Source organism: Marinobacter sp. (assembly GCF_965229985.1).
Classification (GTDB): Bacteria; Pseudomonadota; Gammaproteobacteria; order Pseudomonadales; family Oleiphilaceae; genus Marinobacter.
Genome location: NZ_OZ245935.1, coordinates 410,230 through 431,522 on the forward strand (window position 1 = coordinate 410,230; position 21,293 = coordinate 431,522).

Annotated in this window: 24 protein-coding genes; 7 read left to right on the forward strand and 17 right to left on the reverse strand. The window is 54.1% G+C overall.

Annotated elements, in window-relative coordinates:
- Window positions 1–86: 86 nt before the first annotated feature.
- The 7 genes from ACO06L_RS01885 to ACO06L_RS01915 form a co-directional block, all read right to left on the reverse strand.
- Window positions 87–413 (reverse strand): DUF2834 domain-containing protein, encoded by a 327-nt coding sequence (locus ACO06L_RS01885; protein ID WP_202346750.1) that lies wholly within the window; start codon window positions 411–413, stop codon window positions 87–89.
- 49 nt (window positions 414–462) lie between these two features.
- Window positions 463–861 (reverse strand): GFA family protein, encoded by a 399-nt coding sequence (locus tag ACO06L_RS01890; protein ID WP_202346749.1) that lies wholly within the window; start codon window positions 859–861, stop codon window positions 463–465.
- 81 nt (window positions 862–942) lie between these two features.
- Entirely contained in the window at window positions 943–1,440 is a 498-nt protein-coding gene (locus ACO06L_RS01895) for a hypothetical protein (protein WP_202346748.1), read from the reverse strand.
- 1 nt (window position 1,441) lies between these two features.
- On the reverse strand, window positions 1,442–1,762 hold the full coding sequence (locus ACO06L_RS01900; protein ID WP_014576852.1) for a hypothetical protein: 321 nt from the start codon (window positions 1,760–1,762) through the stop codon (window positions 1,442–1,444).
- 149 nt (window positions 1,763–1,911) lie between these two features.
- Window positions 1,912–2,391, reverse strand: a complete 480-nt coding sequence (locus tag ACO06L_RS01905; protein WP_202346747.1) for an acyl-CoA thioesterase — start codon at window positions 2,389–2,391, stop codon at window positions 1,912–1,914.
- A 63-nt stretch (window positions 2,392–2,454) separates the two neighbouring features.
- Window positions 2,455–2,742, reverse strand: a complete 288-nt coding sequence (locus tag ACO06L_RS01910) for a DUF1330 domain-containing protein (protein WP_202346746.1) — start codon at window positions 2,740–2,742, stop codon at window positions 2,455–2,457.
- A 122-nt stretch (window positions 2,743–2,864) separates the two neighbouring features.
- Entirely contained in the window at window positions 2,865–3,752 is an 888-nt protein-coding gene (locus ACO06L_RS01915; protein ID WP_202346745.1) for a LysR family transcriptional regulator, read from the reverse strand.
- Window positions 3,753–3,890: 138 nt separating this feature from the next.
- On the opposite strand from ACO06L_RS01915, the gene ACO06L_RS01920 reads away from it, so the two are divergent.
- Complete coding sequence (locus ACO06L_RS01920; protein WP_202346744.1) at window positions 3,891–4,646, forward strand: SDR family oxidoreductase; 756 nt, start codon at window positions 3,891–3,893, stop codon at window positions 4,644–4,646.
- Between the two features lie 83 nt (window positions 4,647–4,729).
- The gene (locus ACO06L_RS01925) at window positions 4,730–4,987 is read left to right on the forward strand and encodes a hypothetical protein (RefSeq protein WP_202346743.1); all 258 of its coding nucleotides are present in this window, start codon (window positions 4,730–4,732) and stop codon (window positions 4,985–4,987) included.
- Window positions 4,988–5,005: 18 nt separating this feature from the next.
- Here the strand turns inward: ACO06L_RS01925 and ACO06L_RS01930 are convergent, their stop codons facing one another.
- Window positions 5,006–5,851, reverse strand: a complete 846-nt coding sequence (locus tag ACO06L_RS01930) for a LysR family transcriptional regulator (RefSeq protein WP_320407627.1) — start codon at window positions 5,849–5,851, stop codon at window positions 5,006–5,008.
- A gap of 144 nt (window positions 5,852–5,995) precedes the next feature.
- Between ACO06L_RS01930 and ACO06L_RS01935 the strand changes: the two genes are divergently transcribed.
- On the forward strand, window positions 5,996–6,700 hold the full coding sequence (locus ACO06L_RS01935) for an FMN-dependent NADH-azoreductase (protein WP_202346741.1): 705 nt from the start codon (window positions 5,996–5,998) through the stop codon (window positions 6,698–6,700).
- Window positions 6,693–7,172, forward strand: coding sequence for a nucleoside deaminase (locus ACO06L_RS01940; RefSeq protein WP_202346740.1), 480 nt, complete (start codon window positions 6,693–6,695; stop codon window positions 7,170–7,172). Before ACO06L_RS01935 ends, ACO06L_RS01940 begins: the two co-directional genes overlap by 8 nt.
- A 116-nt stretch (window positions 7,173–7,288) precedes the next feature.
- Here the strand turns inward: ACO06L_RS01940 and ACO06L_RS01945 are convergent, their stop codons facing one another.
- The 5 genes from ACO06L_RS01945 to ACO06L_RS01965 form a co-directional block, all read right to left on the reverse strand.
- A complete protein-coding gene (locus ACO06L_RS01945) occupies window positions 7,289–7,789 on the reverse strand; it encodes an AAA family ATPase (RefSeq protein ID WP_202346739.1) in 501 nt (166 codons plus the stop codon).
- A gap of 28 nt (window positions 7,790–7,817) precedes the next feature.
- Entirely contained in the window at window positions 7,818–8,873 is a 1,056-nt protein-coding gene (locus tag ACO06L_RS01950; protein ID WP_202346738.1) for a RelA/SpoT domain-containing protein, read from the reverse strand.
- A gap of 705 nt (window positions 8,874–9,578) precedes the next feature.
- On the reverse strand, window positions 9,579–9,911 hold the full coding sequence (locus tag ACO06L_RS01955; protein WP_202346737.1) for a hypothetical protein: 333 nt from the start codon (window positions 9,909–9,911) through the stop codon (window positions 9,579–9,581).
- A 164-nt stretch (window positions 9,912–10,075) separates the two neighbouring features.
- Window positions 10,076–10,774, reverse strand: a complete 699-nt coding sequence (locus tag ACO06L_RS01960; RefSeq protein WP_014576864.1) for a ribonucleotide reductase subunit alpha — start codon at window positions 10,772–10,774, stop codon at window positions 10,076–10,078.
- A 27-nt stretch (window positions 10,775–10,801) separates the two neighbouring features.
- Window positions 10,802–12,940 carry an adenosylcobalamin-dependent ribonucleoside-diphosphate reductase gene (locus ACO06L_RS01965; RefSeq protein WP_202346736.1) on the reverse strand — a complete coding sequence of 713 codons (2,139 nt, stop codon included), beginning with the start codon at window positions 12,938–12,940 and terminating at the stop codon, window positions 10,802–10,804.
- Between the two features lie 449 nt (window positions 12,941–13,389).
- Here ACO06L_RS01965 and ACO06L_RS01970 point away from each other — a divergent pair, with 449 nt between their 5' ends.
- A complete protein-coding gene (locus ACO06L_RS01970) occupies window positions 13,390–14,199 on the forward strand; it encodes a DUF6160 family protein (protein WP_202346735.1) in 810 nt (269 codons plus the stop codon).
- A 58-nt stretch (window positions 14,200–14,257) separates the two neighbouring features.
- Here ACO06L_RS01970 and ACO06L_RS01975 read toward each other — a convergent pair whose 3' ends face one another.
- From ACO06L_RS01975 to ACO06L_RS01985, 3 genes are all read right to left on the reverse strand, one after another.
- Entirely contained in the window at window positions 14,258–15,052 is a 795-nt protein-coding gene (locus ACO06L_RS01975) for an ABC transporter ATP-binding protein (protein ID WP_202346734.1), read from the reverse strand.
- A gap of 9 nt (window positions 15,053–15,061) precedes the next feature.
- The gene (locus ACO06L_RS01980) at window positions 15,062–15,964 is read right to left on the reverse strand and encodes an ABC transporter permease (RefSeq protein ID WP_202346733.1); all 903 of its coding nucleotides are present in this window, start codon (window positions 15,962–15,964) and stop codon (window positions 15,062–15,064) included.
- Window positions 15,965–16,031: 67 nt separating this feature from the next.
- Window positions 16,032–17,006, reverse strand: coding sequence for an ABC transporter substrate-binding protein (locus ACO06L_RS01985; RefSeq protein ID WP_202346732.1), 975 nt, complete (start codon window positions 17,004–17,006; stop codon window positions 16,032–16,034).
- Between the two features lie 242 nt (window positions 17,007–17,248).
- On the opposite strand from ACO06L_RS01985, the gene ACO06L_RS01990 reads away from it, so the two are divergent.
- A complete protein-coding gene (locus ACO06L_RS01990; protein ID WP_202346731.1) occupies window positions 17,249–18,916 on the forward strand; it encodes an AMP-binding protein in 1,668 nt (555 codons plus the stop codon).
- 133 nt (window positions 18,917–19,049) lie between these two features.
- The gene (locus ACO06L_RS01995) at window positions 19,050–19,535 is read left to right on the forward strand and encodes a thioesterase domain-containing protein (RefSeq protein WP_202346730.1); all 486 of its coding nucleotides are present in this window, start codon (window positions 19,050–19,052) and stop codon (window positions 19,533–19,535) included.
- A gap of 5 nt (window positions 19,536–19,540) precedes the next feature.
- On the opposite strand, the gene ACO06L_RS02000 is transcribed toward ACO06L_RS01995, so the two are convergent.
- Complete coding sequence (locus ACO06L_RS02000) at window positions 19,541–21,229, reverse strand: ABC transporter permease (protein ID WP_202346729.1); 1,689 nt, start codon at window positions 21,227–21,229, stop codon at window positions 19,541–19,543.
- Window positions 21,230–21,293: the final 64 nt, after the last annotated feature.

The window sequence follows — 21,293 nt, forward strand, 5'->3', positions numbered from 1 at the left end:
GCATCTGCATCATTGATACCACTAAACAGTATCATTGGAGCGCGGGCGCTCAAAGATCCGCAGCGCCGATTCTGCTGATGGGAAGATCAGAGCTTAGCGGGCTCGGTTTCAGGCTCGCGCCCACCTCGAAGAACCAGATATAGCAACGGCCCTGCAGACACAAACACCGCCGTCAGGATAAAAAACGGGATCAGGTATCCCAATCCTTTGCCACGCCTTTTGGCGTCCTGGTACATCCAGACACAAGCCAGGGCAGCAAGGATATAGAGATCAATTACCACTTGGGCGGTATCCGGACTGGACATCAGCTCCGCACCGAAGGCCAGGAGCGATTGCTCAGCTCCGGCCATTACCCAGAAAGTGAAGCCCATGAACAGGCAAAATACGATAAGGGGGAGGGGGGATAGTTTCATAATCGTCCTTGAGTAGGTGTTTCCAAAATGGAGCCTGTTAGATTCAACCTCAGGGATTTTCCTTGTATTGGGGTAAGTCGTCTGTGATCTCAAACCACGGCGCCTTGTTACCGACGTAAACGTGCCGCTCCGGCTTCACGCCCGGATCAGTATCCAGGGTGCCGATCGGGAACCCGAGCACATCCGGCTGGGCATCAAATCTCGTGTACAGGCTGGAGCCGCAGTTGGAACAAAAGGCCTTGTGTTCGCCGGGGGACGACTCGTAGAACTTGATAAGCTCTTGTCCTTTCACCATGTGCCAGTCTGCTGACTTCACTGTTGCACGGGTTCGAAATGCTGACGCGTGCAGCTTTCGGCACATGGTGCAGTGGCAGTTCAGAACATCTGTGAGGGGGCCATGGATTTCGTACTTGATGCCACCGCAGAGGCAGCTTCCTGTTTGGGTCACTGGGTCATCTCCTGTTGATCCTCCGAAGCTTAACGGAGACTTTGGTCTGCGAGTTGAAGCCTAGCGTTCATTTTCCTGGAATTACATGTCTTCAGTGATGCGCTTCAGGGATTCGCCATCAAGAAAATCGGAATCAATCTTGAGGAGCTTTGCATCTTTGCCGATCACAAACAGGAAGGCTTTGTTCCCGTGGTCGGAGTAGGCTAGTGAATAGGAATCCTGCGTCCAGGTGGCGACCTTCCGGTCTCTTAAAAAATTCTCCTGCATGGCCTCGATCAACGTCTGGTCACAATCGGCTGCGGCTTTCTCAAAGAAAACAGCCTCGAAGAAAGTGCCTGGGGGGCAGCCGTATTCCACCGTTTCATCATGGGTCATGTCTGCGAATGCCAGGAATCGTTTACCGAGCTCATCGCCGTATCGGAAAATCAAAATGTTCTGGCTGTCGCCAATATCGCCAACAACGGCAAAGCCTGCCGGAATGCTGAACCTCAAGTCCGAGTACACAAGCTCGATTCGGTTACCGGCATGAACAGCATGCGACAAACTTAAAGCAACAGCGATCAATCCAATCTTGAACATCTCAAATTCCCTTTAGTGCCATATGGATTTCAGAGCGGAAATTCTGGCTGACTTGCAGCTTGCAAATGTAATAAGTCTGACTGTTACCGGAAGCGATGTTTTTACCGATGCCAGCCACTTGCTTCACGATATAGGAGATTCCTGGCTTGCCGCCGCTCGGTCTGGGAACCAGATCCATGGAAGCTGAGCACGATTGCGACTCGGTTACTGCGGTATAGACGACCTCAGCGGATCGTTCATTGACGGATTCAGGTGAGGCCGTGCCATCGCCCCAGAAAAAGTTGATGGCAGCGGAGACATACTCACGGTCGCTGTGATCCATGATCCAATTCCTTTTGTTTACTGAGAGATTACGTCCTCCTGGACGCTTTGCACGTTAGCAAATGATCATTGCGAGAGCGAGAAAATCTAATGCGACCTCGTCACGTTTAGATTCGGAAAATAGATCTGCCACGGTTATTCGCGCCGGTCTCATTTTTTATGCAGCGCCCTGTAGCGTTCTTCCAGTTCGGCACGAATCGCGCGGCGCTCCTTACCGTTGGCAAATCGCCGTATCTGATCATCGGTGCTCGGGACCAGCTGCGGCAGGGCGACGGCTTTTCCGTTGTCATCAACCGCCACCATGGTAAAAAAGCAGCTGTTGCTATGACGGACCAACTTGTCGCGGATGTTCTCGGTAACCACCTTGATGCCGATCTCCATGGAGGTACGGCCGGTGTAGTTCACGCTGGCCAGAAAGGTCACCAGCTCGCCAATCTGGATGGGTTGAAGGAACATCACCTGGTCGACAGACAGGGTAACGACATACGTGCCCGCATAACGGCTGGCGCAGGCATAAGCGACTTCATCCAGGTACTTCAGCAGGGTGCCGCCGTGCACATTGCCGGAGAAATTGGCTTTGTCCGGCGTCATTAGGACGGTCATGCTCAGGCTTGTTGAATTGTTTTCCATGGCGCTTCTCTGGTGGTTTGCTATCCAGTATAGGTGCCAGGGTGCCAGCGGTGGCAGTAGTTATTAATCGGCCTCGAACGTCACCAGATCCACATCTGCTGCCTGGGTGCGTAACGGCACCAATGCCTGATAGGCAGGAGAGTCGTGCCAATCGACGACGGAATCCGCATTGGGAAAGCGGATAACCACCGTATCGGTGTGCCGGTATTGCCCGCTCAGCACCTTTGCCTGTGTACCCCGAAGTATCAGTTCCGCACCCCAGGGCACCAGCGTTTCCGGAACAAGGCTGCGGTACTCCGCCCATTTGTCGGGGTCTTTTACGGTAATGTTGCCGATCACGTAGGCTGTCATTGGTGGTCTCCGGTCATTAATTGAGAGGTCGGGTTAGATCGGATGGTCACGAAAAGCGGATGTCTTCCAGTTTCACATATTCAAACAAACCAGCGATCCGAATACGGGATAACCAAATGCGATTAAGTAGTCTGCGAATTCAGTTCCTCGGACAATAACCGGATAAACTCCCTTACTTTCACGGGCAGGTAGGAGCGCGCTGGAAAAACAGCGTGTATCGGAAAGCTTCGCAAGGGTTTGTCTGGCAGCAAGCGCACCAGCCTGCCACTCTCGATATCTTCCGCAAATACCCACAGAGGGCCAAGATGGATACCTTTGCCCTCAAGCACCAGCCTGCGTACCGCGGTGACGCTGTTGACTGTCAGGTTACTTCGGATCTTCAAGTGAGAATAACGACTGCCATCGGAAAACTCGATGTCACTTCTTGCCTGGCCGGACGAGTACAGAACGAAATTGTGCGCCTCCAGGTGTTCCGGGGATTCCGGCGTGCCATTTTTGCCCAGATACTCCGGGCTTGCCACCAGCACTCGCCTGTTTTGTCCCAGGTGCTTTGCGATCAGACTTGAATCCGGCAGGTCGCCGATTCGCACGGCCGCATCCAAATCGTTCTCCACCAAACGCTCGAAAGGGCTACCCAGTACTAGGTCCACCGACAATTCGGGGGCCAGCTCCTGCAGCTGGCAAACCACGGGAACTACGAATCGGGTCCCGAAATCCACCGGCGCAGTGATACGCAATTTACCGGTGAGTAGCGATACGCCGCTTCTGATTTCCTCTTCCAGAGCTTGTTGATCGTCAAGGATCACGCGCAGTCGCTCATAATAGCGCTGCCCAAGCTCCGTCGGCGTGGTGCGTTGCGTAGAACGACGCAGCAGCCTGACCTGGAGGCGTTCCTCCAGTGCTGCGACCTGTCGGCTCACAGAGGAAGGTTCGAGCTGCAAAGATTCTGCGGCTTTTTTGAAGCTGCCTGATTCCACCACTCGAACAAAGAGTTGCTCGACATGTCCCATGTTTATTGCGCTCTATGCAATTAGTAAATGCAGATTAGCACTCTTCCTGCGATATGCCCAATTGCATAGTCTGAATGGACAGGGAACGGCACCGCAATACCGCGCCGGGACCCCTTCAATAACAGCAGGAGAAAAGTCATGGCAAAGATAGATCTGAACGGGAAAGTGGCTCTTGTTTCTGGTGGCGCCAAGAACCTCGGTGGGCTAATAAGTCGGGAATTTGCCGCGAGCGGAATGGACATCGTGGTGCACTACAACAGCGATGCCACCGAGAAAGACGCTGACGAAACGGTAGACGCCATCAAAGGCATGGGCCGCAACGCCATTGCGATCCAGAGCGACCTGACCAAAGCAGCCAACGTAGCGGCGCTCTTTGAGCAGGCAAAAGACCACTTCGGAGGTATTGATGTTGCGGTAAACACCGTTGGGAGGGTGCTGCGCAAACCGATTACCGAAACTACGGAAGCCGAGTTCGATGACATGATGGCCATCAACGCCAAGTCCGCTTACTTTTTTATAAAAGAAGCGGGGCTGCATTTGAACGATGACGGCAAACTCATCACGATTCTCACCGCTCTGCTGGCTGCGTTTACCGATGGCTACTCCACCTATGCAGGCGGTAAGGCACCGGTGGAGCACTTCACTCGAGCCGCAGCCAAAGAGTTCTCCCCTCGGGGCATTTCAGTGAACAACATCGCCCCAGGTCCGATGGACACGCCGTTTTTCTACGGCCAGGAAACTCCCCAGCGCGTGGAATTCCACAAATCTCAAGGTATGGGTAACCAGCTCACGATGATTGAAGACATTGTCCCCATCGTGAAATTCCTGGCATCTGAGGGATGGTGGATAACCGGTCAGACACTGTTTGCGAACGGCGGCTACACCACCCGCTAACATAGCAAGCCAGTGCCGCCTCCGTCAGCGGGAGGCGGCACTCCTTTCCAGATAAGTCGTAACCAAAGTGACCGGAGACACGCATGAGAACATTAGTCGTTATCGTTGGAGGCATCCTACTTTGGGTAGTCACTATGGGGCTTGCCAGACTGCTTCACATCCACGCGAGCAGTAGCTGGACACCCCTGGGCATCTTTGCCGCCGTGTGGCTCGTGATCAGCGGTTGGAACGTTTGGATCGGGGTAACTCAAGCCGGCTATACCTTCTGGGAGGAATTGCCGATCTTCCTTTTGACCTATCTGCTTCCCGTCGCCGTTGCGGTTTTTATCAGGCTAAGGTGATCACCATGGCCGCAGGCATTATTGGTTCAGAATACCCTCGATCCAATTCAGGAATTTGGCCGCACTCCTCGTTTCGAAGCTATCCCTACCTGGAACGTAATAGCACAAATCTGATGTTACCGATTGAGTGTCGAAGTGCTGCAGAACGTTGGCCTTCAACAGCCTTTCGACGAGCGTTGTAGAGCAGAACACCAGCCCGTTGCCTGCCATAGCCTGTTGGATCCCGAAAAGCTCCTGATCAAACGTTTTGAGTTGAATATTTGCCCCCTCCAGTCCATTTTTCTCTAACCAAGCGGTGAGGGGAGGGGCCGGTAACGCTTTGTTTTTCCACTCCGTGGTAAAAAGGGTTATGGGACCATTTGCCCAGGAGGGAGGCGTCATTCCATAGGCACCAAACAAATTGAATGACTCAAATCGAACGACATCAGAACCCTCAACCACTGAGACATCACCGAGCCGAACGGGAATGATGTAGGATTGGCTGTCGACCGACTCGCCGGTCGATATTTCCACAGAAATCTCGGGGTTGGCTTGTTCGAAATCGTGCTGTGAAGGGATCAGCACCATCGCTGCCAAGGATGATGTCGTCGTCACCCTGACCGTATTGCCTGCCTTCACCACCTCTTCCAAAGCGCTGTCGATTTTCCGAAACCCTTCCGAGGTCGCTTTGGCTAATCGGATGCCCGTTCCAGTCAAGGATATCCGCCTTCCCTGCCGATGAAACAGGCTCACATTCAATCGGCTTTCCAGGTTGCCAATGTGGTGTGAGATGGCTGTCGGCGTCAGCGAAAGTTCTTCTGCCGCCAACTTGAAACTTCCCCGGCGGGCAGCCGACTCAAAGGCTTTCAGCGCTTGTAATGACACCTGCAATGTGAATCTCCAGGTCAATCACGAGTTCATGAACGTTTGGATGAGTTTAATTCATCTGCAAGTGTAATTTTTCCGTTTGTGCAAGTCCATCCAGCGCCACAAACTGGCTCCTGTCATTAATCAGCCAAGGAAATGAACATGAGCACACTATTACACATTGATTCAAGCGTCAGAGCGGCGACAAACCCGAACCCGGATCATGATTCCATATCGAAAAATGTCGCCCGTCGGTTCATTGATACCTGGAAACAGAACCGGCCTGAAGATGAATATATCTATCGTGATGTCGGCGTGAACCCACCCGCTTTCATCACCCAGGATTGGATTGCAGCGGTGTTTACCCCTGAGGAAAATAGGACCCCGGCGCAGCAGGAGACACTGGCACTCTCCGATACACTTATCGCTGAGGTCTCAGCAGCTGACGTTATTGTGATCTCCTCACCCATGTACAACTACGGTATGCCCGCTCAGCTAAAAGCCTGGTTCGATCAGATCGTTCGCATTGGCAAAACGTTTGATTTCGATCTCGAACGAGGGGACTTCCCGCTGCAGCCTCTGCTCTCAGGTAAGACATTGATCATCGTGACCTCCAGCGGAGAGTTTGGCTTTGAAAAAGGCGGAATAAGAGAAGAGTCTGGCCACCTGGTGCCGCACCTCAGAACGTTGAGTAAATACCTCGGGGTGGACACCATTTATGAGGTCGCCGCTGAATATCAGGAATTTGGCGACGAGAGACACCGCATGTCAGTCGCCAACGCAAAAGCTCGAGCCGAGAGCCTTGCTTCAGAGCTGAGCCTTTCAGCCCCGGCGCTATCGTCAAGAAATGAGGTCACCGATGCGTGACCGAATTGATGAAGAACGTCCAGCAACCTGTGGCGAAGGCGCCATTGATCTGGCTATTAGCAATGTAAAAGCCGGTGGTTTGCCGTTTTCCGCTGTGATCGTCAATCAAAATGGAGACGTTGTCGGCAAGGGGGTAAATCAGGTTGCCGAGCATCTGGATTGTACCGCACACGCAGAAATACAGGCGATAAGGGACGCTTCACGGAATGAGAATAGCATCTCGTTAAAAGGGACGACGTTGATTGCTTCAGGAGAGCCTTGCGCTCTCTGTTACTTGGCCATCCGTATGGCCGGCATTGCGAATGTCCGTATATTGTTGGATCGATATGAGGCGGCAGAAAACGGGTTCGATTATCGGTGGACTTACAGGTATTTGAATCCCAGCCTCATTAATGAGCTCGGTGTTGTGACTTTGGTTAACGAAAGGAAGTTACTCCCATTTCAGATGGCCCAAATGGGTCTGATTGATTGAGAGGAGGGGGGGCTAATGGCGTGGCAGCTCAAGCCAGAGCCGCCACGCTGGCATTTCCAAGTTTGTCTGGCTAGAAACTGAGTGCCAACGTAGATGCGTCTGGCAGCAGTCACCCGTTATCCGGACTTTCCTTTAACAATCTGGAGGTTGAACGCCTCGGACTCTTCGGGCGGCTCAAAGTAACCCGTCACCATTCTAAAGACCTCCTCCGTGTCGAACTGTGCTCGTTCGGGTTGTTCTTTCTGTCGCTGTTTCAGCTGCTTTAAACAAACTTCATCGTCTACCGACAAAAAGTACAGCTCATGAGGAATGCCGTGTTGCGAGTATATATCCTTGAACCAGGCTCTCTGCTTACGGGTGTTGCCGGGAAAGTCCAGGACCACAGAGGTACCAGCCAAGAGTACTTGCTCAACGTGTGATTTCAGCACTGGCTTGAGCCGAGATGAGTAACGAATGTAATCATTGAAATCATTGATCTCGCCGGGGAACAGAGCGGCCAGCCACTCATCCTCTGAAATAAGGACGGCTCCCCGCTCGCGAGCGATTTTGCCAGACAAAGTGCTTTTGCCAGCTCCCATCTTCCCACAGAAAAATATCAACGTTCCGTATGAACTCATTTTTTAATTTTTCCGCATAACTATGGTTTCAGCGGTTTCTTCGTTGTAATGCCTTGTTAGCTTCCAATATACGCTCTATATTTTTTGAAAAATCTGCCGTATCCGCGAAATAATTTGGATATGCCTTCCTTAAGCCATGCACCGATTCCGCTGATACTAAGACTACATCTATTTCAGAGTTATCTTTGTATTCCTTCTCAAATTCCGCGTATTTTTTGGTGGCGACATCCATATGATCCTGAGAGTAGCGCATAACTTTAATATTTGACTTGTCAATCTCAAGAACCAATAGAAAGTAGTCATCCTTATTGTTTTTATCTCTGCCCAGGTGTCTAGTTGAAACTGCAAATGCTTTTAATTTTGGAAGAACACCAAGTATATTAATGTACTTAATTAACTCTAAACGTTCTGGAGTGCTGGCATTTTTTGTTAATGATTTATTTTCAATCTCTTGGAACGCTATGCTTGCGAGTTTGAAAAAGTTCAGCCAAGCTTCGTGCCCTTGGCTCGCTTTGAGTCCTTGACGGGTGAAGGTGCCAACAACTTCTACAGCTGTTGCCCAAGAATGCTGGACCTTACTTCTAATTTGAAGCTCAATAGAATGATGTGAATACTCTTTTTTTTGACCATTATAGCGATAAACAACGTGAATGCCTCTGTATCCAGACTCTTTGGGTTCTTTAATGTAATCACGTTGGCGGCGGAGAGTATTCCTAGTTCTTCCATCTACAATGGCATCACGCACTTCATAAACTTGTCTTATATTGGATACTACGATTCTACAACCTCCGATGTCCTCCATTCGATCTAGTTTCATTCCCTCTTCGCGCCTTAGTTTGGCTAGAATTGAGGGCGTACGCTTCAATCTCCTTGCGACAATAGAGTTTTTGTCGACTTCAAAGGCCTTTTTTCTGAAATATCCAAGCATTGATTGAATCGGATACGCATGTGACGATCGCCAATTCTCAAGGATATCGTATGACTCAATAAACTTATCGATGTCAAAGTCCCGATCAATATCGATCAAATAGTCGCCAGCCCGCCTAACTGACTTCTTAGAGTGTTCCAGTTCTATCCACGGCAATGGGTATTTCTCCGTTTTGTATTTGTAAGCTATCGACAGAGTGCACCGGCGCTTTTTTTGCGTCCGCGCGGCGCGAATAGTTAACTCTCGTTGGCATATTGTTCAGCATATTTCGGTGCTCCAATTCCGCGATAGCGTGTGTCCATCGTTGATCTGCATTTTGGACATACCATCTGGACCACCCCCTGTTTGTTTCTTTGCGGGTTGAGAGCCTCTTTGCTCTCCTTGTGGAAGCATGAAGGGCAAACAAGGTGGGGCTGCTCTCCTTGAGAGTGTGATTCCCTTAAGGCATACGCCTGTGCTGGACCACGCCAGGGACTGACAAGTTGGTACCGTGACTTCTCTTTTGTCCAATCGCCTCGGTCTTTCAATTCTGCTTCGAGTTCTCTAATCCTCTCTCGAAGTTCAAACTGCGAGGCTGTAGCTGACAACGCTGCATTCTATGCTTCTAACAATGCGCTCTGGAGTTCGATTACCTTCGCTTGAACCTCAGACATATTGTTCATATCCATTATCGATTTGGATATGTCTGTCGCCGCCTTGAGGCTAGAAATTGCGGCTTGAATTGCTACCACGTCCATCTGACGATCTCCATTGTGGGTATAAAGCTTACGCCCGCAGCGTGCGCCGTCGCAATTCCTTAAAAGTCGTCGTGCCTAGTCTTATTAGGCACTTTATGGGTGTGACGTTGTGCACTCACACCGGCTATTCGTCTATCGAGTTTACCAAGTTTCTTAAGTTAATCAGGTGCCCTTTAAGCCCTAATTCGATACCCAATTTTGTATCGAAGCCGATTGGATCTCCGTCCTGATCAGATAATGAATCCCGGAAATCCTCGCACTCCTCGACAATTTCTTCCGCTTCTTCGTACTCGTCAGAAATTGCTTGAGCACTTTCCTTCACCTTCGCAATATAGATCTTCAAAGCATTGGTGCCAGCTTCGTCATGACTTGCTGGATATCCATATTCGTTCAGCAGAGCATCTTCCAAATCATTTAATCGCTGATTCATTTCCACCAGGTGTGCATTAAAACTCATAAGCAAGCTCCTTTTCGGTTAGTTCTGCCTAGCATCTGTACAGCGGTCGCCATGATCATATTTCCCGAATAAATTTCTGCTCAGGCCAATTTTCCAGTTCACCAAACAAAAAGGCCCGAAGTTCTCACTCCAGGCCTTCTCGTCACTCAGTGCAGTCAATCACCTCAACCGCACTTGCTATCGCCGCAGGAAAGGCAGGTCGCACACCCGTCCATCACGATCACCGCCTTGGTGCTGCACTTGCCACACATGGTGGCGTTCGGCGGGAAGTCGCTGGCCTTTTCATCGTTCGTGGCCGTGCTGTGGCTGGCTTCGAACTCAGCGCGCTTTTCGGCGAGGATGCGCTTGGTGGTTTCGCTCATTTCCTCGCTTTCCAGCAGGCCGATGGCCTTCAGGTGCTTCTCGATCACGGCGCCGATTTCAGCGACCAGAGAGGGCATGAACACGCCGCCTTTCTTGAAGTAGCCGCCGTTGGGGTCGTACACACTGCGCAACTCTTCCACCAGGAAGGTTACGTCGCCACCCTTGCGGAATACCGCAGAGATAACGCGGGTGAGGGCGATAACCCACTGGAAGTGTTCCATCGACTTGGAGTTGATGAACACTTCGTACGGCTGCCGGCTCTCGTGGTCGGTGCCTTCGTTGAGCAGGATGTCGTTGATGGTGATGTACATCGCGTGCTCAGCCACCGGCGGCTTGATCTTGTAGGTGGTGCCCAGCAGGAAGTCCGGCCGCTCGATGTATTCGTTCATCTGAACGGGCTTGGTTTCTGCGTGCACCGGTGCCTGGTGTTCGGCGGCTGCTTCTGGGTCGGCCTTCTTTACGCGGTAGCCGACGATTTTGTTGCTGATTTTAACTGTCATGTTCGTTGTCCTGTGTCGGTTCCCGGATCAGTACTTGCCGTAGGTGCCTTCTTTCAGCGCGTCAAACAGGTTGGCGGCGTTGTGGATTTCGCCGTCGTACTCTACCTGCTCGTTGCCCTTGAGGGTGACCTTGCTGCCATCGTCCAGGGTGAACTCGTACATTGTGTTCTCGAGGTCTTTTTCCTTAACCAGTACGCCCTGGAAGGCTTCCGGGTTGAAGCGGAAGGTGGTGCAACCCTTCAGGCCCTTGTCGTAGGCGTAGAGGTAAATGTCCTTGAAGTCCTGATAGGCGAAGTCTGTCGGAACGTTCGCGGTCTTGGAAATCGAGGAATCTACCCACTTCTGGGCGGCGGCCTGGATGTCCACGTGCTGCGACGGTGTTACGTCGTCGGAGGTGGTGAAGTAGGCCGGCAGCTTCTTGTCTTCATCTTCAGAGAAAGGCATGGCGCCCGGGTTCACCATGTGACGGTATGCGAGCAGCTCGAAGGAGAATACGTCGACTTTCTCTTTAGTCTTGCGGCCTTCGCGGATGATGTTACGCGCGTAGTGGTGCGAGAAGCTCGGCTCGATGCCGTTACTGGCGTTGTTGGCCAGTGACAGGCTGATGGTGCCGGTCGGCGCGATGGAGGTGTGGTGGGTAAAGCGGCCACCTTTCTCGGCCAGTTCTTCCACCAGTTTCGGCTCTACCTGGGCAATCTGCTGCATGTACTTGCTGTACTTGGCGTGCAGGATGCGGCCTTTCACCTTGTCGCCCAGTTTGTAGCCGTCTTCAGACAGCTGCGGGCACTTGGTGAGCATTTTCGGAGTAATCTCGAACTCATCGTCCATGATCGGCGCAACGCCTTTTTCCTCGGCCAGGGCGAGGGACTGGCGCCAGCCTTCAACGGCCATTTCACGCACGACTTCTTCGGTGAACTGTACGGATTCTTCAGAACCGTAAGGCATGCGCAGCATGGCGAGGGTGGAGCCCAGGCCGAGGATGCCCATACCGTGGCGGCGCTTGTAGGTGATTTCATGGCGCTGCTCAGCCAGCGGCAGGCCGTTGATCTCAACCACGTTGTCCAGCATGCGGGTGAAGATGGCCACAACCTTGCGGTACTTCTCGTAGTTAAAGCTGGCCTTGTCGGTGAACGGGTAGTCCACGAACATGGTCAGGTTCACGGAGCCCAGCAGGCAGCTGCCGTACGGGGGCAGGGGCTGCTCACCGCAGGGGTTGGTGGCACGGATGTCTTCGCAGAACCAGTTGTTGTTCATCTGGTTGACCTTGTCGATCAGGATGAAACCCGGCTCGGCGTAGTCGTAGGTGCTGGTCATGATGGTGTCCCAGATGAACTGGGCTTTCAGGGTGCGGTAGATGCGGCAGGCAACCTTGCCTTCACCGTTCACCACGTAGCCTTTCTGCTCCGGGAAATCACGGTATACAAACTTGCTTTCATCGCTCAGGTCCAGCTTCTCGTCTTCGACTTCCTTCTGGGTAACGGGGAAGGAGAGGTGCCAGTCGGCGTCGTTGCGCACGGCTTCGATGAAGTCTTCAGTGATCAGCAGTGAGAGGTTGAACTGGCGCAGGCGACCGTCTTCACGCTTGGCCTGGATGAAGTCGATCACGTCCGGATGGTGCACATCGAACGTGGCCATCTGGGCGCCACGGCGGCCACCGGCAGAGGACACGGTGAAGCACATGCGATCGAAGATATCCATAAACGAAAGCGGGCCAGAGGTGGTTGCACCAGCGCCGGCCACATACGCGCCTTTCGGGCGCAGGGTGGAGAACTCATAACCGATGCCACAACCTGCCTTGAGGGTAAGGCCGGCTTCGTGGTTCTTTTCCAGGATGTCGTTCATGGAGTCCTGAACGGTGCCGGAAACGGTGCAGTTAATGGTGGAGGTTGCCGGTTTGTGTGCTTCGGCACCAGCATTGGAGGTAATCCGGCCGGCGGGAATGGCGCCGTTCTGCAGGGCCCAGATGAAGTTTTTCATGTGCTGGGTGCGTACGGATTTGTTTTCCACCTCGGCAAGGGCTTTGGCAACACGTTCGTAGGTTGCGTTGATGTCCTTGTCCACGGGCTCGCCGGTCTTGGTCTTCAGCTGATATTTGCTGTGCCAGATGTCGATCGAGGCTTCCTGCATCGGGATTGTCGTTACCACTGCCTGTGCCTTAGCGTTCATTTCCACCCTCTGTCTTCCGGTATGTCTTCTTTTGATGGCACCAGTCCTTATACCGGCGGCGCCATACCCCTTGAAAATCGTCTGTTTGGCCTTGGGCCTGTTTTCTTTTTAACCACTATATATGGGCTGAATCTGAGATGAGTATAACAGGATATAGTGTTCTGTGAATAAGAACGCAACTATTGATAGGCGCTTCGGGGCAAAGAAAATCAATCGAAACCGGCTTGAATCCGGGAAATTTTTTCTAAAACAGCGGTTTGGGGTTAAAGGTTCAAAACCACTACATGTTGTGGTTTAAAAATTGATCAGGCCCTAGGAAGTTCAGGTAGTCACATGATTTGTGACCCCTGCACGTACCCGGTTTGAACGTGTCGCTAAAGTATGGACGTGGTGTCGAAAACTGCAGTGGCCCACAGGATGTGAAAAAGACTAAAAACAAGGAAATAACAATGAAAGGCCTGAAACCTACCTTGCTAGCGCTCTGCGTTGCGGGTGTTCCACCTGCAGCCGTAGCCGAGATCCAGATGCTGGATGATTCGGCGATGGGCATGATCACCGGCCAGGCCGGTGTGACCATTGAGCTGGAAACCAAACTGAACATTGATCGCTTCATCTATACCGATGAGGGCTCGCTTGAGATCAACGATATTTTCGTTGGCGGTGCGAATCGGACGGATATGTTTTCAGAGATGAACCTGAACCTAAACGGGCAAGCCACTGACCGGCTGGATAACATCCGGATCAACATTGATATTGCCCAGGACGGCGATGCCATAATCAACCTCCTGCCAATCAGCTTCAACGCGGTGGACTTCCGGATGCGGACCGGAGCCTGGAACCTGACGGGCACTGGGGGCAGCACGACCATACTTGATAACTTCAATATGGACATGCTTATCGGCTCCGGCACCATCCGGATTGATACCGCAACCGATAAGCTGAACCTGCTGACGGATATCGCGATCGATGATCTGGATTTTGATGTGCCGTTCCTGGCTCTGGGAATTCGTGACCTTCAGCTGACTGGCGCCGATTATGATCTTTCTGCGCCACAACCGTTGAGGGTGTTCGCGAATGTGGATATGGACATCTACAAAGCGGCCAATGCGGCTGGTACAGAAGTGCTTGCTGTGGATCTGGACACATTTGAAGCCGATATGAGAATCGGTGGTGTCCTGATAGGCGGCACCTCTATTGGCTCAGTAGCACTGGATAACCTGGCGATTACCAATACCGCCATGCGTATCTACGGGCATTGAGGGCCTCTGGCAAACAAAGAACGGGGCCGATTATGGCCCCGTTTTTTGTTTCGGCGCGTTAGCCCAGCAACAGACTGTCGTCATCCACTTCCAACCCGCGCTGTTTTTCAAACAAGCCGAGTAGATCTTTCACTTCCAGGCCTTCGCGGTCTTTGCCTTCGATATCAAATACCACCTGGCCCTGGTGCAGCATTACGGTGCGGCTGCCGACTTCCAGCGCCTGCTTCATGCTGTGGGTCACCATTAGTGCGGTGAGCTTCTGCTCCTCGATGATCTTGGTGGTGAGTTCCAGCACGAATGCAGCGGTTTTCGGGTCCAGAGCGGCAGTGTGTTCGTCCAGCAGCAGGATACTTGAGGGCGTCAGGCTTGCCATGAGCAAGCTCACGGCCTGGCGCTGACCGCCGGACAGCAGGCCCATCTTGTCGCCAAGGCGCTTTTCCAGGCCCAGGTTCAGGGACGAAAGGCTGTCCTTGAACTTCTCCATGTACTGTCTTTTAACGGCGCTTGTCAGGCTCCGGCGCTGGCCGCGCTTGATGGCCAGGGCGAGGTTTTCCTCGATGGTGAGACCTTCGCAGGTGCCGGCCAGCGGGTCCTGGAATACCCGTGCAACCCGGCCGGCCCGTTTGTGGGTCGGGAGTTTGGTTACGTCCAGGTTGTCCACGATGATCTGGCCGCTGTCTACCAGCACCTCGCCGGCCAGGGCATTCAGGAAGGTGGATTTACCGGCGCCGTTACTGCCTATGACCGTGACAAATTCCCCCTGGTTGACCGTCAGGCTCATGCCTCTAAGCGCGGGGTTTTCCAGCGGTGTTCCTTTGCCAAAGGTAAGTCGGAGGTCGGTTGCACTGATCATTTCGCCTCCTTAGGCCTTGCTACGGGAAAGTTTGCCGGCAATGGATGAGCGCACGCCGGGCAGAACGATGGCCAGGGTAACCAGCACCGCAGTAATCAGGTTCAGATCCTGGGCCTGAAGGCCAAGGAAATCCGCATTCAGAGCGAAGGCAATGGCCAGTCGGTAGATGATGGCGCCCACCACGCAGGCGATAAGGGCACGCAAAACCGAAGAGGGAGTAACCACCGCTTCACCGCCAATCAGGGAGGCAAGACCGATTACAATTACCCCCACGCCCATGGTGACGTCTGCTGCGCCCTGGCTCTGGGCGAACAGTGCGCCGGCGAGGCCAACCAGGCCGTTAGAGACGGCAACGCCAAGCACAATCATGGCGCCGGTGGCGATGCCCTGGGCCCGGGCCATTCTGGCGTTGGCGCCGGTGGCTCGCATGGCCAGGCCGGTCTCGGATTTCATAAAGCGCCACAGCAGGATGAGGGCAACAAAGACCACAATAATGAACAGAAGCACCGGCACCTGATGGTAGGCCAGATCCAGGTCGTACCAGGGAGTCAGCACCGTTTCTTCCGTCAGCAGAGCCACGTTCGGGCGGCCCATGATACGCAGATTGACTGAATAGAGCGCGATCATGGTGAGGATCGAGGCCAGCAGGTTCAGAATTTTGAGTTTTACATTCAGCAAAGCGGTTACCGCGCCAGCGGCCATGCCGGCAATTACCGCGCAACCGGTCGCCAACCAGGGATTCCAGCCTTCAATGATCAGTACAGCGGCGACGGCAGCACCGAGCGGAAAGCTGCCATCTACGGTGAGGTCCGGGAAATCGAGCACCCGGAAGGAGAGGTAGATGCCGAAAGCGACCAGGCCGTAGATCAGGCCGGTCTCGATGGCACCATAAAGAGCGATGTTACTCAGCATGGTCGGGTATCACCAATGATAAAACGGGCAGCCCCTTGTGAGGGCCGCCCGTGAGGGTTCAGGGAGGTTATTTGGCGCTGTCGATAACCTGCTCGGCGTCTGCGATGACGTCATCGGACAAGGTGATACCCATGCGCTCTGCGGCAGCCGGGTTCACGAAAAGGTCCAGTTTTTCCATAGTCTCAACAGCCATGTCACCGGGCTTCTCGCCATTGAGTACCCGGGCAACCATCACGCCGGTCTGGCGGCCATGGTCGTAGTAGTCAAAGCCCAGTGCAGCGACAGCACCACGTTCAACGGTGGCGGTGTCAGCGGCGAATACCGGAATGCCGGCGCGTTCGCCAACAGAGATAACGGCTTCGGCAGCACTGATCACGGTGTTATCAGTGGTCAGGTAAATGGCATCGGCTTTACCAACCAGGGAGCGGGCGGCACCAAGAACTTCGGAGGTTTTGGTGGCGGCACCTTTTACCAGTTCAAGACCGCGGGCGGCGAGGCGCTCTTCCAGCAGTTCCACCAGGGACACAGCGTTGGCTTCGCCCGGGTTGTAGACGGTGCCAATGCGTTTGGCATCGGGCATAACTCGCTGAAGCATATCCAGGTGTTTGTCGATGGGCAGCATGTCGCTCACACCAGTGATGTTGGCCCCTGGCGCTTCCAGGTTGCTAACCAGCTTGGCACCAAGCGGGTCGGTAACAGCGGAGAAGATGACCGGCGTATTGCGGGCTGCTGCGGCAACGGTCTGGGCCGAAGGGGTGGCAATCGCCACGATCACGTCGGGGCTTTCGCCAACAAATTTGCGGGCGATCTGGGAGGCGATGGCGGAATTGCCCTGGGCACTTTCGTGCATCACTTCCAGGTTGTCGCCTTCTTTGAAGCCGCGCTCGGCAAGTTCGTCTTTAATGCCCTGGTAGACGGCGTCCAGTGCCGGGTGCTCCACAATCTGTGTGATGGCTACAACGCGGGGTTCCTGTGCCTGAACGAGGGTTGCCAGCGCCAGCAGTGTGGCACCGAACAGGGTACGCAGGGTTGTCTTGGCCATATGCCCATCTCCGGGTAGGTTAACTGGTATGTTGCAATTCTGAAGGGGCGCAAGTTTACCACAGGCAAAGGGTTTGAGGGGTAGGGATCTTGGCCCGGGAGAGCAGGGATGTGGAAAATAGGTGCAGTTGGAAATTATTTTGCTTGTGTCACGTTTTGACGGCTCATACTATGTTGAAATACCCTACGAAAGTCTAATAATAAGTCATCCATAATTCGAATAACGAACTGCAAGGAAGGTCCATGGACACAACAAATAAACTTCCCCTGGATATGGTCTATCACTGGGAGAAGGCCAAGGCGAACTCTGTCTATATGACTCAGCCCATCGGGGGCGGGAAAACGGTGGAGTACACCTGGGGCCGGGCGGTGGATGAGGCAAGGCGCATGGCGTCTTACCTGAAGTCCCTGAACCTCCCCGAAAAGAGCCGCATCGGCCTGATTTCCAAAAACTGCGCCCACTGGATAATGACCGACTGGGCCATCTGGATGGCTGGTCACATTTCCGTTCCGCTTTATCCCACACTCAACGCCGACACCGTGAATTACATCCTCAACCATGCCGAGTGTGAAGTGGTGTTTGTCGGCAAGCTGGATGACTGGGACATGATGAAACCGGGCGTGCCGGAATCCGTGCGTTGCATCTCCTTCCCGCTGAGCCCGCCCAATGATTTCGAAACCTGGGACGATATTGTCGCCAAGTATCCGCCTCTGGAAGAAAACGTTCAGCGTGATGCCGACGAACTGGCCACCATCGTTTACACCTCCGGCAGCACCGGTAAACCCAAGGGCGTGATGCTCAGCTTCTACAACATGGCCTATGCGGCAGAGGGGGGCATGGAGGTGCTCGGTGTGGGCTCCGAAGAGCGCATGTTGTCGTACCTGCCGCTGGCTCACGTGTTCGAGCGTACCTTTGTTGAGCTGGCATCGCTTTATGCCGGGTTCCACCTGTATTTTGCGGAATCTCTGGATACCTTCGTGGAAGATTTGCGTCGGGCCCAGCCAACGCTGTTCCTCTCGGTACCGCGCCTGTGGGTGAAATTCCAGCACGGTGTGCTCCAGAAGCTGCCGAAGAAGAAGCTGGACCGCCTGCTGAAGATTCCGGTGGTCAACAAACTGATCAAGAAGAAAATCCTCAAGGGCCTTGGCCTGGACAAGGTCAAGCTGGCTGGCAGTGGCTCGGCCCCCCTGGCGAGCGACGTTCTGGACTGGTACCGCAACCTTGGCCTTGAGTTGCTCGAAGGCTATGGCATGTCTGAGAACTTTGCCTATTCCCACATGAGCAAGCCAGGGCGATCAAGAACCGGTTACGTCGGCGAGTCCGCGCCGGGGGTCGAAACCCGTATCAGCCCGGAGGGTGAGATTCAGATCAAGAGCCCGGCCACCATGATGGGCTATTACAAGGACGAGGAGAAAACCCGGGAGACCTTTACCGAGGATGGCTTCCTGAAGACCGGCGACAAGGGTGAGATTGATGAGATGGGCCGCCTGAAGATCACCGGCCGCATCAAGGAAATCTTCAAGACCAGCAAGGGCAAGTATATTGCGCCTGCACCAATTGAGAACCGCCTGATGTCTCACGATGCCATCGAGATGGTGTGTGTCTCCGGTGCCAATCAGACCCAGCCCCACGCCCTCGTGATGCTGGCCGAGGAGTCCCGTCCGAAAATGGCGGATGAAGCGTTCCGGAAGGAAATCGAGGAGAGCTTCAAGAAGCTGATTGCCGACGTAAACAAGACCGTGGATCCCCACGAACAGCTGGCATTTATCACGGTTGTGAGCGATGAATGGTCCATCGAGAACAGCTTCCTCACACCCACGATGAAGCTCAAGCGGAACGTGGTTGAAGACGCATACCAGGAGAAAGTCGACAATTGGTATGCGCAGCGTCAGCCAGTTATCTGGCAGTAACGCTTTCGATTACAGGTGAAGATGTTCTGGCCCGGCTCTGCCGGGCCTTTTTTTGTAGTGGAAAAAACCGACGTAAGTCGCATAGGGAATCGGGGGAAGCAGGCCTAAACTGAAGGGATATCAGGAGGATGTTATGAGCCAGTTGTCCCTTTTCCAGAAACGTATTCAGGACGAGATTCCCCTTTCTCGCGCCTTGGGGATTCAATTGCATTCCTGGGACGGCCATTCGTTGTTACTCAGTGCACCTCTTGAGCCCAACAGTAACCACCAGGGTACCGGGTTCGGAGGCAGTGTTTACTCGGCGGCGGTAACGGCGGCCTGGGGCCTGACGGAGCTGGCGCTCTGGGATCTCGGCCTCCGGGGGAGTGTCGTGGTGCAGAGCGGGAATATCGACTATCTGGAGCCCGTGACATCAGACTTCTACGTGATCTGCCGCCTGCCGGGGGACGAGATTCCCGAACGTTTTCGCAAGAGCCTTGCGAGGCACGGCAAGGGACGGCTGGATCTGACTGCTGAAGTCTTCTGTGGGGAGCCAACCACGATGCCGGAAGGCGACCCTGTGGCTGTGTTCCAGGGGCGATTCGTGGTTCAGGATGTGAAATCCCGGGTCACTTTCTGATCCGCTCAGGCGATTGAGCGGCTGTTGGAAATGGAGCGGCTCATCAGAATGATCGGAATGATGCCAGCCAGGACTATGATCAGCGCGGGCAGGGCGCTGTGGTACAGTCGCTCGTCCGACGCAAACTGGTACACGTAGGTGGCCAGTGTCTCGAAATTGAACGGTCTGAGAATCAGTGTGGCCGGCAATTCCTTCATGCAATCCACGAACACCACCAGGGCTGCGGTAACCAGCGTGCCCCTCAGCATGGGCAGGTGAACACGTACCAGGGTGTTACCCGGGCTGTGTCCAAGAGACCGCGATGCCATGTCCATGCTTGGTGTGATTTTCTGCAACGCACTTTCCACGCTACCGGCGGAAACCGCCAGGAACCTCACGGTATAGGCAAACACCAGGGCGAAGGCCGAGCCGCTGAGTAACAGACCGGTGCTGATGCCGAAAACATCCCGCATCAGGCTGTCCAGCCAGTTGTCAAAACCCGCCAGTGGCACAATCACGCCCACGGCCAGCACCGCCCCGGGCATGGCGTAGCCAAGACTGGACAGGCGCATAAGCACCTGCATTTTGCGAGTGTTGTGCAAGCGGCGGCTGTAGGCGAGCGTGATACCGATCAGCAGAGTGGTGAGGGCCGCAGTACCGGAGAGGAAGAGGCTGTTGAAGGTGTTGCGGACAAAATCCGGGTTCCAGCTTTCGCCAAAATATTCCCAGGCATAGAGGCCGAGCGTGGCTCCGGGAATCACAAACCCGAACAGCACCGGTAATGCGCACACGGCCACGCAAATCATCTGGCGCGGGAATGACATGGTAAAGCGCTGGATCGGATCCCGGTTATCCCGGGCTGCGAATTGTTGTTGGCGTCTTCGCGAGTAGCGCTCAAGGGTCACCAGGATGACCACGAAAATCAGCATGGTGGTGGCTATCTGGGCCGCGCCGCCAAGGTTGCCCAGGTTCATCCAGGTATCAAACAGGCCGGCGGTGAGGGTCTGAACCGCGAAGAAATCCACGGTGCCGAAATCGTTCAGGGTTTCCATCAACACCAGCGAGAGACCCACGGCAACCGCCGGGCGGGCGATGGGGAGAACCACCTTGAAGAACGTGCTCAGAGCGGAGTGGCCAAGACTGCGGCTGACGGCGAACAGAGACGGGGACTGCTCCAGAAAGGCAGCCCGGGCCAGCAGGTAAACGTAGGGATACAGGACCAGCCCGATCATCAGCGTGGCGCCTTCAAGGCTGCGGATTTCCGGGAACCAGTAATCGGCAGCGCTGTTCCAGCCGAAAAGGTCCCTCAGTGCGCCCTGGACCGGCCCTGCGTAGTCCAGGAGGCTGGTGTACACATAGGCAATAACGTAGGCCGGCACCGCGAACGGCAGTAGCATGGCCCACTCAAAGAATTTGCGGCCGGGAAACTCGCACATGGTGACTGCCCAGGCCGAGGCCAGGCCTATCACCAGAGTAAGGGCGCCCACGCCAATCATCAGCTTCAGTGTGGTTGTCAGGTAACGGGGAAGCGTGGTCTCGATGAGGTGAGGCCAGATATTCTCTTCGGGAAAAAACGCCAGGAAAATAACGGAAAGAACCGGGAGGGCGACGATGGCGGTGGTCAGCAATGCGCTGATCATCCATTTTGGAGAGGTACGCTTTGCCAGCAAGGGCTGGGATAGCCCGGGGTTAACGCTGGTTGCGGCCTCGCTCATAGTGTTCCTGTGTCTGGATGTGGGGTCTGTCCGATTGAAGGTTGCAGATTGTAGTCACCTGGCC

Coding starts and splice junctions, on each gene's coding strand:
- ACO06L_RS01945 (WP_202346739.1), bottom strand. CDS start 7,789: ATGAGTTCATACGGAACGTTGATATTTTTCTGTGGGAAGATGGGAGCT.
- ACO06L_RS01905 (WP_202346747.1), bottom strand. CDS start 2,391: ATGGAAAACAATTCAACAAGCCTGAGCATGACCGTCCTAATGACGCCG.
- ACO06L_RS01920 (WP_202346744.1), top strand. CDS start 3,891: ATGGCAAAGATAGATCTGAACGGGAAAGTGGCTCTTGTTTCTGGTGGC.
- ACO06L_RS01915 (WP_202346745.1), bottom strand. CDS start 3,752: ATGGGACATGTCGAGCAACTCTTTGTTCGAGTGGTGGAATCAGGCAGC.
- ACO06L_RS01985 (WP_202346732.1), bottom strand. CDS start 17,006: ATGGCCAAGACAACCCTGCGTACCCTGTTCGGTGCCACACTGCTGGCG.
- ACO06L_RS01910 (WP_202346746.1), bottom strand. CDS start 2,742: ATGACAGCCTACGTGATCGGCAACATTACCGTAAAAGACCCCGACAAA.
- ACO06L_RS02000 (WP_202346729.1), bottom strand. CDS start 21,229: ATGAGCGAGGCCGCAACCAGCGTTAACCCCGGGCTATCCCAGCCCTTG.
- ACO06L_RS01900 (WP_014576852.1), bottom strand. CDS start 1,762: ATGGATCACAGCGACCGTGAGTATGTCTCCGCTGCCATCAACTTTTTC.
- ACO06L_RS01935 (WP_202346741.1), top strand. CDS start 5,996: ATGAGCACACTATTACACATTGATTCAAGCGTCAGAGCGGCGACAAAC.
- ACO06L_RS01955 (WP_202346737.1), bottom strand. CDS start 9,911: ATGAGTTTTAATGCACACCTGGTGGAAATGAATCAGCGATTAAATGAT.
- ACO06L_RS01960 (WP_014576864.1), bottom strand. CDS start 10,774: ATGACAGTTAAAATCAGCAACAAAATCGTCGGCTACCGCGTAAAGAAG.
- ACO06L_RS01970 (WP_202346735.1), top strand. CDS start 13,390: ATGAAAGGCCTGAAACCTACCTTGCTAGCGCTCTGCGTTGCGGGTGTT.
- ACO06L_RS01995 (WP_202346730.1), top strand. CDS start 19,050: ATGAGCCAGTTGTCCCTTTTCCAGAAACGTATTCAGGACGAGATTCCC.
- ACO06L_RS01975 (WP_202346734.1), bottom strand. CDS start 15,052: ATGATCAGTGCAACCGACCTCCGACTTACCTTTGGCAAAGGAACACCG.
- ACO06L_RS01980 (WP_202346733.1), bottom strand. CDS start 15,964: ATGCTGAGTAACATCGCTCTTTATGGTGCCATCGAGACCGGCCTGATC.
- ACO06L_RS01965 (WP_202346736.1), bottom strand. CDS start 12,940: ATGAACGCTAAGGCACAGGCAGTGGTAACGACAATCCCGATGCAGGAA.
- ACO06L_RS01990 (WP_202346731.1), top strand. CDS start 17,249: ATGGACACAACAAATAAACTTCCCCTGGATATGGTCTATCACTGGGAG.
- ACO06L_RS01940 (WP_202346740.1), top strand. CDS start 6,693: ATGCGTGACCGAATTGATGAAGAACGTCCAGCAACCTGTGGCGAAGGC.
- ACO06L_RS01925 (WP_202346743.1), top strand. CDS start 4,730: ATGAGAACATTAGTCGTTATCGTTGGAGGCATCCTACTTTGGGTAGTC.
- ACO06L_RS01895 (WP_202346748.1), bottom strand. CDS start 1,440: ATGTTCAAGATTGGATTGATCGCTGTTGCTTTAAGTTTGTCGCATGCT.
- ACO06L_RS01885 (WP_202346750.1), bottom strand. CDS start 413: ATGAAACTATCCCCCCTCCCCCTTATCGTATTTTGCCTGTTCATGGGC.